Raw genomic sequence first — 11,126 nt, forward strand, 5'->3', positions numbered from 1 at the left:
CCCCGAGCACTCCAAGATCAGCACACCGAGTACATGATCAACTATGTGGCCAGCGGGCAACGCCCGGGTCCATCACGGAAACCGTGCCAGAGCCCGAATCGTGACCCACCTGTTCCGGGTGAATGCTGACCCACCCGGGTGGGTTGTTGATGTTTAGTCGTTGGTCTTGGTGGCCGCGGGGACGCGGCCGAGGTCTCGGTCTTTGAGTCGGTAGCTGTCTCCCTTCATCGAGATGACTTCGGCGTGGTGGACGAGGCGGTCGATCATGGCGGCGGCGACGACGTCGTCGCCGAAGACCTCGCCCCAGCGGCCGAAGGGCTTGTTGCTGGTGACGATCAGGCTGGCCCGTTCGTAGCGGGACGAGACCAGCTGGAAGAACAGGTTCGCGGCCTCGGCTTCGAACGGGATGTAGCCGACCTCATCCACGATGATCAGCGGAATGCGGCCGAGTTTGATGAGTTCGTCCTGCAGCGTGCCGGCGTGGTGAGCTTCGGCCAGGCGAGCCACCCACTCGGCGGCGGTAGCGAAAGCGACCCGATGTCCGGCCTGGCAGGCCCGGATACCGATCCCGATCGACAGGTGGGTCTTGCCGGTCCCGGGAGGGCCGAGGAACACCACATTCTCTTTTCCTGCAATGAAATCCAGGGTTCCTAGTGTCTCGTAATTCTGGTTTCTTTACTTTGGTTTGATTGATCTTCGTGTTGACTGGGTCTGTGGAGCTGTCGACGGGTGAGGAAGCCGAGCTGCGGGCCGTGACGAACAGTCGGGATGTGCCGGCACGGGTAGCGACGCGGGCGCGGATTGTGTTGTGGTGCGCGGAAGGCAGGCGCAAGAAGGAGGTCGCGTTGTTGGCGGGTGTGTCGCGGCCGACGGTGGATCTGTGGCTGCAGCGGTATGCCGCTGATGGGATCGCGGGCCTGCTGGATCAGTCGCATGCCGCGCCTCGCGAGCAGGTTCCTGCCAGGATTCGCGGGCGAATCCTGGCGCTGACGCTGGCGAGCCCGCCGGGTGAGACGGGGCTGTCGCACTGGTCGAGCCGGGAGATGGCCGCCTATATCAAGCGCACCGAAGGCGTGGCCGTGTCTCACAACTATGTGGCGAAACTGTGGCGGGACAACGGATTGCGGCCGTATCGGCAGGGCACGTTCAAGGTCAGCAAGGATCCCGAGTTCGCCGACAAGGTCGCCGGCATCGTTGGGCTGTACCTGGAGCCGCCGGGCGGGGCGGTGGTGCTCTGCGTCGATGAGAAGACCCAGGTGCAGGCCCTCGATCGCACGCAGCCGGCGCTGCCGATCGCCTTCGGTGCGGCCGAGAAACGCACTCACGACTACGTGCGACACGGCACAACGAACCTCTTTGCCGCGCTGAACGTGGGCACCGGTGAGGTCTACGGGGAGTGCAAGCCCACCCGCAACGGCGCGGATTTCCTGGCCTTCCTCAAGCAAGCCGTGAAACCCCACCAGGGCAAGGACTTCCATGTCGTGCTCGACAACCTCTCCACCCACACGACCCCAGAAGTACAGGCATGGCTCGAGAAGAACCCGCGGGTGACCTTCCACTTCACACCGAAAGGATCCTCGTGGATCAACCAAATCGAGAACTGGTTCTCGATCATCACCCGCCAGGCGATCCGGCGCGGCACCTTCAGCTCGGTCAAGATCCTCATCTCGCGCATCCGCGACTACATCCAGCACTGGAACACCGACCCGAAGCCGTTCACCTGGACCGCAACCGCCGACGAAATCCTGGCCAAGGTCCGGATCGTCCAGATCAACATCAAGAACCTTGTCGACAACAACACCAAGTAAACCGACCAGGATTACGGAACACTAGGTGGTTGATCGTTTCCCGCTTGAGCGAGCGTTGATGGTCGAAATCGAACTCTTCCAGGGATTTCCGTGCTGGGAAGCGGGCCGTGCGGATCCGGCCTTCACCGCCGTGGGTCTCGCGGGCGGCGACTTCGCGTTGCAGACACGCGGCCAGGAACTCTTCGTGCGACCAGCCTTCCGAGCGGGCCCGCTCGGCCAGTCGCTCGACCGCACCGGCCAGCGAAGGCGCTTTCAACGCGCGGGTGAGATAAGCGATCTCAGAGTTCACGTTGCGGCTGTTTGTGTTGCTGCCGGTTTTGGTGGCCATCACGCGACCCCTTCCGAGTCGGCGACGTCGGCTGTGGTGTTCTCATCGAGGCCGAAGAGGCGGTCGTAGTCGTCCAGGCTGCGATGCTCGACCGTGGTCTCGGCCGGCGCGACGGCGACCAGCCGGCGGGTCTGACTCAGCTCGGCGGCCGCGGCGGCGTGAGCGGGGTCGGTGATGCTCTGGTGATCCGCCCAGCACCGTTGGTGACGTGCGACCTCGACGCCGGAGAGGGTGACCACGACCTGTTCGAGGCCGGCCCTGATCTCCACTCGCCGGCCGATCGCGCTGGGGTGCACGGAGTAGTCGTTGGAGTCCAGGCGCACGTAGTGATCCCGAGGCAATCTCGTGCTCAGCCGCCAGCCGACGACCGGAGCCACGGGCGGCAGACCGAGCATCGCCGATCGATCGGCTTCCCACCGATCGACTGGACGACACCCCAGCCTGCGGTGCTGACGGGAGTTGGCGCGCACCAACCACCGGCCAAGCTGGAGGTTGAAATCCGCCGGACCGGTGAACGCACGACCGGGCAGGAACGACGTTTCCAGGTAGCCATTCGCCCGTTCGACCAGGCCTTTCGACTCCGGATCGGCGGGGCGGCACTGGATGACCTTGATCCCGAGAGTTCCCCGGAACGCGTTCATCGCCTCGGTCAGCTGCGGTTTCCCACCGCGCCACTGGCCGACCGCGGACTCGTTGTCCCAGACCAGCGCCTTCGGCACCCGTCCCCACCCGCTGATCAGGGCCCAATGCCCGGCCAGCAGGTCCGGGCTCTGCCGAGACGGCAGCATCCTTGCGGCCAGGATCCGCGAATAGCCCGAAACCATGACCAGCACCGGCGGCCGACCCACATGGCCGAAGCCCAGCGGCACGTCCACCGGTGGAAACCACAGATCACACTGCGCCAGCTCACCCGGCTGATACTCCGTGCGCGATGCTGGATCGACCGGCTTGAACAGCGGCCTCAGCTGCTGAACCCGCTCGAAGAACACCGTCTTCCCACGCTGCCAGCCGACCCGTTCCATGATCACCGTCGAAGGCATCTCCGGGAACTCCGCCAGCAACGCCCTGATCTGCGGTTCAACCGGATCCACGATCGAGCCCTTCGCGGCCCGCTCATATCGCGGCGGCTCGTGCGCAGCCAGCGCCTTCTTCACCGTGTTCTTCGAGATCCCCAGCCTGCGAGCGATGGCCCGAATAGTCATCCCCTCGGCCCGGTGCAACCGGCGGATCTCCGCCCAGTCCTCCACGTTCAACACCTCATGATCGTCATGGGGTGGGTCAGAATTCGCCCGGAACCAAGAGGTCAGTATTCAGCCTGAAACGACAGTTTCATCGGAGTTTCGGCAACGAGATAGTGGTAAAGCTCAAGCAGGGTTGACCCGATCAAGGATCGACCCTGCCTGAGCACCCCTGCTTGCCAGGTTTCATGACTAGGTTCTCACGCGATTGTCGAAGCGTCCGCTTCTCGCCGTCTCTGAATGGCGGTGATACGAGCCGCGTCTCGAGTCGGGTGGACGAACAGGAGAGCACAGAGCCCGCCAACGGCTGTTAGAAGACCCAGTAGCTGGAAGACGGTCGAGTAGCCCTCCGCCGGCGTCGCTGCGTGGTCGACGACGACTCCTGACAGGAACGGTCCGATGAGACCACCGCAGGTCATGACGGCGAGGAAGAATCCGAGCGTACCGGCTAGCCGATCGCGAGGGCAGATCTCGGAAATCGCGGCATTGAGCAGCGGGTACACGATGGTGCCGAGCCCGTAGCCGATCGAAACGATCGCCACTACCAGGGCCGGAGTTTGGATGATCGGTGCCGCGATCATCGATGCGGCGCAGATCAGCAGCGCTGAACCTGGGACGATCGCACGGAATACCCGCGCCCGGACACCGCGGCTTATGAGACGGTCGGCGAGGAACGACACGGTGAACAGAGCGATCAGCGCGACGATGCTGGGGACACCGAACAGCGAATTCGCCTGGATGCGGGAGTAGCCGAGCACGAGTTCGAAGTAGGTCGGCAGCCACGTCAGCACGACCGAGGTCAGCGTGTAGAAGCTGAACACGGCGACCATCCCACCGAGGAAGGTAGGGGTGCGCATCAGCTCTTTCCACTGCACCAAGCTGGTGGGCTTCGTGCTGCCTCCGTTGGTTGGCTCATCGCCGTAGGGGCCAGGGCGCCAGAAGGCCAGCCACAGTCCCAGCCAGATCACGCTTGCGCCCGCCAGCGCGATAAAAGCCCAGCGCCATCCATGGGTCACCACGACATAGCCGAGTGCGGGTGCCAGAACGATCTTCGAGATCGCCGCTGCTGAGGTGATGAAGGCGCCGGGAAGTGAACGTTTCTCCGTAGGGTGCCAGGAGTACGTTGCCGTGTGGATCAGAGCTGAGGAGGGTCCTTCGAAAAGGCCCAGGAGGAATCTGCTGACGATCAAAACCGTGAACGTCGCCCACACGACGATGGGCAGCATGCACAGGCCCCATGCGATCGCGAGGCCGGCCAGTGCCCAGCGCAGGGAGGCAAAGCGGTTGATCGTGCCGGCGAGGAACCCGCCGATCGCCATGGCGAGGAAGAAGGCGCTGCCTGCGAGGCCGATCTGGGATGCGGTGAACCCGAGCTCTTCCTGGAGTGGTCGGGCGACGATGCCGAGGACGACCTTGTCGCCGTAGTTGATCGTGTAGAGGACGACGAGAAGTCCAGTCAGACCCCACGCTGTGGTCGGGGAGTGGGCGGGGCGTTGTGTGGCTCCGGAAACAGGCTTGTGCCGGGATAGATCCGTCATGGCCGTCACCTTCTGGTGGTGGAGAGAGCGGCGCCGTAGCGCTCACGGATGCGAGAACCGGAAGGAGTTGTATGCCCGGCGCCGGTGAGGGCCTTGACCGTCCAGCTGTGACAGCCGCCGCGAGCAACAGTGCTCCTCGTCACGTGACAAATGGAGTGAAGCACGAGTTCGCCACTTTGTCACGTGACATTTGATTATCGTGGCTTGTGTGAGCCGATGCTTACGCGCGAACGCGGCGAAGTAAGGCCCAGTGGGTTGCGCGTGCCGCTACCGTTGGTCGGCACTCGCAGGTGTCGCGGTCCTACCGCTGCCTTGAGGTCGTTCTGGGGAGGAAGCTGCAGGTGTGCGGATGAGCCCGAGTTTCAGCCTCTTGCGAGGTTGTGTGAGGGCGAGGTGCTCAGTTGGTGACTGACTCGCGCGCCTTGGCGAGGCACTGAGCGAACTCGCGGGCCTGGGCGTGGCTGAGTCGCGACGCGGTGATGCGAACGCCGTCCGGCGTCGTACTTGTCGGGGTCTGGAATGATGAACCGTCTCGAACTGACCAGCCTGCGTCTCGCAGTGCTGAGACCACCGCCGAGGAGTCGTGCGGTACGGGCACCCAGACGTTGAATCCGTCGGTGGGGAACGGAGTGTCGACCCCTGCTTTGGTCAACTCGGTGCGCAGTGCGTCCACGCGCTGGGCGTACGTGCGGCGAGCGAGATCCAGCTTTCGCGTCACGGCATCCGACGCGAGCAGGTTCGCTGCAAGCTGCTGGAGCAGATGGCTCACCCACGTGGCTCCCGGGCGCAGGCGGCTCCCGAGTCGATCGGCCGTTCCCCGGTCGGAGGCAACGACCGCGACGCGCATGTCCGGTCCAAGGAACTTCGCCACCGACCGCACGAGTGCCCAGCGTTGCGCGGCGCCCGGGGTGACCCGGTTGTAAGGGTGGCGCGAGATCGCGGAGAAGTGGTCGTCCTCGATTACAAGTACGTGTGGGTAGCGCTGCAGCACCGACTTGATCTCTCGGGCGCGTTCGGTCGTGATGCTCACGCCTGTCGGATTGTGTGCTCGTGGCGTGATGATGACGGCTCGAGCCCCTGCCTCCAGTGCGGCGCGCAACGCTTCAGGCTCGATGCCCTCGGTGTCAACGCTGACCGGCGCTGCGCGGAACCCGTTGAGTCGTACCGTTCCCTCGCTCGCGTAGAAGCACGGGTCTTCCAGGGCGACCACATCGCCGCGCGTCAGGTGGGCGGTGAGCAGTCGTTCAACCGCATCGACCGCGCCATGGGTCACTGAGATCTCGAACGAGGTGTCGAGTTCAGGTGTGAGCGAGGTGCGAGCCCATTGGGACAGCTTCGGATCGACGGCCGGGCTTCCGTACATCTGCATCCGGTAGTCGATCTGGGACAGCGCCGCGGCGACATCGGGCAGCAGGTCGGGGTCGGGATTACCGCTGGAGAGGTCCACGAGCTCGGTGTTCACGGCCGTCTCGCCCTCGAGATGGGGTAGCGATGTGATGACGGTGCCGCGTCGACCCCGCGTCTCGGCCACGCCGGCGGCGACCAGCATTCGGTAGGCGGCGGCCACGGTGTTGCGGTGGACTCCGAGATCGAGGGCGAGGTCGCGAATCGGCGGGACCGAGTCACCGGGTTGCAGTCGACCTGTGCTCACCAGGTTGCGCACGCTGTCGGAGATCTCGCCTGCTGAGGCGCCGGCGATCGGCGCGCGATCTACGGCCTCATTCGTCACCCCTTCATCCTATGACACGTGACAAGGACGGCCCTCGGCTTGTATGGTGTCATTGTCACATGACAAAAAAGTTTTGTCTCGCGTCCGCCAGCACGACGACCGCCGAGGAGCAACCATGTACCTGCCGAAGCACTTCGAGGTGTCCGAGGACGACACCGCGGCCCTGTTGAGCAAGGGGGGATTCGGGCACCTGGTCACCCCGGCTCCGGACGGCAGCATGGAGGTGACTTCGATGCCGCTGCTCTACGACGCCGACAGGCACTCGCTGGTCGGGCACATGTCGCGGCCCAACCCCCACTGGCAGTACACCGCCGAGGCGGAGTCGGTGGTGGTCATCCCGGTAGTCGACGCCTACGTCACGCCGGAGTACTACCCGAGCAAGAAGGAGACCGAGAAGGTCGTTCCGACTTGGAACTACCAGATCATCAACGTCTACGGGCAGCTGCAGGCTCACGACGATCGCGACTGGCTGCTCGATCACGTCACCAAGCTGACCAACCACCACGAGGTGGGACGCCCGAAGGAGTGGAAGGTCACTGACGCCCCCGAGAAGTTCATCGCGATGCAGCTCAAGGGAATCGTGGGCGTTGAACTGTCGATCTCGCGGGTTGTCGCCAAGGCCAAGCTGAACCAGAACCGCACCGCTGAGGACCGCACTGGCGTCATCCGCGGCCTGGAGCAGGGGACTCGCCCCGAGCAGGAGACCGCTGCGCACATGGTCGCGATCGGACTGGACAACGGTTAAGAGGACGACATCGTGACAGCTGCAACCGAATCGACTCGGACCACCGCCGGGCGGGGGATATGGATTCCGGCCTACGTGAGTGGCGATGCCCGTCCCGGCCCGGGAGTCCGCGAACTCGTTCTCGAAGCGCAGGCCGGGCATCGTTTGGCGGAGGCGTCTCCGGGCAGCCATGTGAGCGTGCGGCACCCCAGCGGAGTGGCACGCGAGTACTCGTTGCTCGGCGGAACCGAACAGACGAACCAGTACCGCGTGGCGATCAAACGCGAGGCTGAGGGCCGCGGCGGCTCCATCGCCTTCCACGACGCGTTGGACGTCGGCGAAGAGGTGGCCGTTTCGGCGCCGGTGGCTGGAATGACGATCGACGACACAGCAGAACACCACGTCTTCGTTGCCGGCGGAATCGGCGTCACGGCGATCATCGGCCTGTTGAACGGTCTTGCTTCGGCCAGCAGCGCTGAGGTGCACTACTGCGTCCGATCAGCGGAATCGGCTCCTTACCTCGATGACCTCCGCGGCTTCGGCGCACCCGTGCACGTTCACGACAGCTCAGCCGGCACCCGACTCAACGTGGGAGCGCTGATCGAGACCTGCAGTCCGACCACGACCCTGTACTTCTGCGGGCCGCCCGGTCTCATGTCGGACATCTCGGCAGCGACGAGCAGTTGGTCCGCCACCCGGGTGCGGAGCGAGACCTTCACTTCGGCCCAGGACCGGACGGCAGAGGGGCGCGACGAGCCGTTCGAGGTGTACGTCAACGGCGTGGGCAAGACCGTTCACGTGAGTGCTGACGAGACCATGCTTTCCGCGCTGCGCCGCAGTGGTGTGCACGTCGATTCCTCTTGCGAGGCAGGTCAATGTGGCACCTGCGTCCTGGAATACACCGAGGGCGACGTGCTGCATCGCGACACCATCCTCGACGACGACGAAAGAACCGAAATGCTCACGCCGTGCGTGTCCCGGGCGCGCGGCCGGACGGCCATCGACCTTTGACGGTCGTGCGCGTCGTTGACGCCCCTGCACGACCGAGGTCTGCGGCACAAAGGAGACCAGCAGTGTTCACCGGCCTCAGCGCGTTTCCACTCACGCCGATGACCGAAGAGTCCATCGACGAGCCCGCATTTCTTGAGATCGTGTCCCGACTTCACCGCGCCGGTGTCGACTCCATCGGGGCGCTGGGCTCGACAGGAAGTTACGCGTATCTCACCAGCGACCAGCGCAAACGCGTCGCCGAACTTGCTGTTCGGGCGGCAGAGGGCACCCCCGTGCTCATCGGTATCGGCGCGTTGCGAACCGTGGACGTCCTGCGGCACGCCGAGGATGCCCAAAATGCCGGCGCGAGCGCGGTACTGCTCGCTCCCGTGTCCTACCAGCCGCTCACCGAAGACGAGGTGTACGGGCTCTACGCCGATGTGGCAGCAGAGCTCTCGGTGCCGTTGTGCGTCTACGACAACCCCGGCACCACTCGCTTCACCTTCAGCGACGAGCTTCATGGCCGCATCACGGCGCTGCCGAACGTCGGCTCGGTGAAGATTCCGGCGACGCCTGCGGACCCGCAGGAAGCTCGCGCGCGTGTGCAGAACCTACGGCAGCAGATCCCGAACAACGTCACCATCGGAGTCAGTGGAGACGCCGCCGGCGCAGGCGGCCTCCTTGCCGGCTGTGAGGCCTGGTACAGCGTGCTCGGCGGCCTGTGGCCGGAACTGTGCCTCGAGATCACGAGAGCAGCACAGCGGGGCGATGCCGATGAAGCCCGTCTCCTGTCCGAGCAGCTCGCTCCGATCTGGGCACTCTTCGGCCGCTACGGCAGTCTGCGTGTCGTCGCCGCGATCGCCGAACACATGGGACTCGTCGGTTCCCCGAACCTGCCGCGCCCGCTCCTGGAACTCTTGGGCACGGACCGTGCCCAAGTCGACGAGGCGGTCCGGAGCGTCATCGCTGGCACTGAGGGCGCGGCGCGCTGATCGCCAAGCGTGGCGACTGATGCCTGGCCGCAGAAGGCCACCACGCCCTTCCCGTGCCAATCGAGAAGAAGAGCACGCCAAGACCGTCCTAGTAGGACTAGTACTCGAAGATTTCCCGGCGACCGCCAACTGATTCGGCGAGGAAGGAGTCCAATGCCGAAGTAGTGATCGTTCGCTCGGTCGCCCCCGGGCCCTTATAGGCCGTCTCCGCTTCCACAGCACTTCAGGAGGAGCAGTCCTAGATGACAGTCACCACCAACTCGAACACATCCGTGAGTCGGGAACAGCTACTGGTCACCGAAGTGCCCGGGCCAGTGAGCCGTCGTCTGCACGAAGAGCGCAGTCACGTCGTCGCTGATGGCGTCTCGTGTGTGCTGCCGGTCTACATCGACCACGCCACAGGACCATTCCTCGTCGATGTCGATGGCAACCGGTTCCTCGACTTCGGTTCCGGAATCGGGGTCACGACGATCGGTCACACCAACCAGGCCGTCGTGGACGCCGCGACCGAACAGCTCGGCAAGGTCACCCACACCTTGTTCACCGTGACCCCCTATCCGGGATATGTCGCACTGGCCCAGAAGTTGGCGGACAAGACCCCGGGCTCGCACCAGAAGAAGACGGTGCTGGTCAACTCAGGCGCCGAGGCCGTCGAGAACGCGGTCAAGATCGCCCGCAAATACACGGGCCGACGGGCTGTCGCAGCGTTGGACCACGCGTTCCACGGGCGGACCAGCCTCACCATGGCGATGAACCACAAGGCCGCCCCGTACAGCACTGGCTTCGGACCGCTGCCCGGAGATGTGCACCGGGTACCGAACTCCTACCCATTCCGCGATGGACTGAACGGCGAGCAGGCTGCGGCCCGCACCATCTCCCACCTCGAGCAGCGCATCGGCGTTTCGGACCTCGCAGCCGTGATCGCCGAGCCGATCCAGGGCGAGGGTGGCTTCGTGGTCCCTGCCCCTGGCTATTTGACCAAGCTGCAGGACTGGTGCACTGCGAACGGCGTCGTGTTCATCGCCGACGAGATCCAATCGGGCATCGCCCGTGCTGGCACCTGGTTCGCGAGCGAGCTCTTCGACCTGGTACCTGACATGGTCCTTACCGCGAAGGGCATCGCCGGCGGACTGCCGCTCGCCGGAGTCACGGGCCGTGCCGAGATCATGGATGCAGCTCAGCCCGGGGGGCTCGGCGGCACATTCGGCGGAAACCCTGTCGCCGTGGCAGCAGCACTCGCCGTGTTCGAGGAGATCGAATCCCGCGACTTGCTGGCCGAGAGCAAGAGGATCGGAACGACTCTCACCAAGGGGCTCCATCGCCTTCAGCAGCGTCATTCGTCGATCGGCGAGGTACGTGGGCACGGCGCGATGATCGCCTTCGAGATCGTTCGGCCCGGCACACAAACGCCGCTGCCGGGGGCCGCGTCTGTTGTCGCGGAATTCGCTGCTGCCGAAGGCGTGCTTCTCCTGACCGCAGGCAGCGATGGGAACGTGATCCGATTCCTGCCGAACCTCACGGTGACCGACGACCTGCTCGAGTACGCACTCCAGGTGATCGACGACGCGTTGTCCATCTTGGAACATGCCGCCTAACGCCTCCACGGCGGATGGTTCGGGTATCGCTACTGGTCGCCTGCGAACGCGATTCGCATCGTTCCCAGCGAAGAAGTGCTCCACCGCTGCAGCGCCGCGATACCACCGGATCAGTCCTCGTCATGGCGGGAGATGCCCGCCGCGAAAGCTCGATTCCCGCGTCGGGCCGACGGCCATCGCCGGA

General features: G+C 64.7%; 9 protein-coding genes and 1 pseudogene. 5 read left to right on the plus strand and 5 right to left on the minus strand.

Going from position 1 to position 11,126, the window contains the following annotated elements; all coding sequences use genetic code 11:
• Window positions 1-153 precede the first annotated feature (153 nt).
• A pseudogene (istB, locus tag AB0I53_RS48030) lies at window positions 154-657 on the minus strand (IS21-like element helper ATPase IstB); the annotation flags it as partial.
• Between the two features lie 41 nt (window positions 658-698).
• On the opposite strand from istB, the gene AB0I53_RS48035 reads away from it, so the two are divergent.
• Entirely contained in the window at window positions 699-1,808 is a 1,110-nt protein-coding gene (locus tag AB0I53_RS48035; protein ID WP_358617518.1) for an IS630 family transposase, read from the plus strand.
• Here the strand turns inward: AB0I53_RS48035 and AB0I53_RS48040 are convergent.
• From AB0I53_RS48040 to AB0I53_RS48055, 4 genes are all read right to left on the minus strand, one after another.
• Window positions 1,777-2,136 carry an ATP-binding protein gene (locus AB0I53_RS48040; protein WP_358617494.1) on the minus strand — a complete coding sequence of 120 codons (360 nt, stop codon included), beginning with the start codon at window positions 2,134-2,136 and terminating at the stop codon, window positions 1,777-1,779. The two genes, AB0I53_RS48035 and AB0I53_RS48040, sit on opposite strands and share 32 nt — an antisense overlap.
• Window positions 2,136-3,392 (minus strand): IS21 family transposase, encoded by a 1,257-nt coding sequence (gene istA, locus AB0I53_RS48045; RefSeq protein WP_358617497.1) that lies wholly within the window; start codon window positions 3,390-3,392, stop codon window positions 2,136-2,138. Before istA ends, AB0I53_RS48040 begins: the two co-directional genes overlap by 1 nt.
• Window positions 3,393-3,574: 182 nt before the next feature.
• Complete coding sequence (locus AB0I53_RS48050) at window positions 3,575-4,912, minus strand: MFS transporter (RefSeq protein WP_358617500.1); 1,338 nt, start codon at window positions 4,910-4,912, stop codon at window positions 3,575-3,577.
• Window positions 4,913-5,309: 397 nt separating this feature from the next.
• Entirely contained in the window at window positions 5,310-6,641 is a 1,332-nt protein-coding gene (locus AB0I53_RS48055; RefSeq protein ID WP_358617503.1) for an aminotransferase class I/II-fold pyridoxal phosphate-dependent enzyme, read from the minus strand.
• A gap of 115 nt (window positions 6,642-6,756) precedes the next feature.
• On the opposite strand from AB0I53_RS48055, the gene AB0I53_RS48060 reads away from it, so the two are divergent.
• The 4 genes from AB0I53_RS48060 to gabT all read left to right on the plus strand — a co-directional run bounded on the left by AB0I53_RS48060 (window position 6,757) and on the right by gabT (window position 10,942).
• Window positions 6,757-7,386: an FMN-binding negative transcriptional regulator gene (locus AB0I53_RS48060; protein WP_358617505.1), complete on the plus strand. Its 630-nt coding sequence runs from the start codon at window positions 6,757-6,759 to the stop codon at window positions 7,384-7,386.
• A 12-nt stretch (window positions 7,387-7,398) separates the two neighbouring features.
• Window positions 7,399-8,376 carry a PDR/VanB family oxidoreductase gene (locus AB0I53_RS48065; RefSeq protein WP_358617508.1) on the plus strand — a complete coding sequence of 326 codons (978 nt, stop codon included), beginning with the start codon at window positions 7,399-7,401 and terminating at the stop codon, window positions 8,374-8,376.
• Window positions 8,377-8,438: 62 nt separating this feature from the next.
• Window positions 8,439-9,347 (plus strand): dihydrodipicolinate synthase family protein, encoded by a 909-nt coding sequence (locus AB0I53_RS48070; protein ID WP_358617510.1) that lies wholly within the window; start codon window positions 8,439-8,441, stop codon window positions 9,345-9,347.
• 242 nt (window positions 9,348-9,589) lie between these two features.
• Window positions 9,590-10,942 (plus strand): 4-aminobutyrate--2-oxoglutarate transaminase, encoded by a 1,353-nt coding sequence (gene gabT / locus AB0I53_RS48075; RefSeq protein ID WP_358617513.1) that lies wholly within the window; start codon window positions 9,590-9,592, stop codon window positions 10,940-10,942.
• Window positions 10,943-11,126: the final 184 nt, after the last annotated feature.

The organism is Saccharopolyspora sp. NPDC050389 (assembly GCF_040655595.1).
GTDB lineage: Bacteria > Actinomycetota > Actinomycetes > Mycobacteriales > Pseudonocardiaceae > Saccharopolyspora.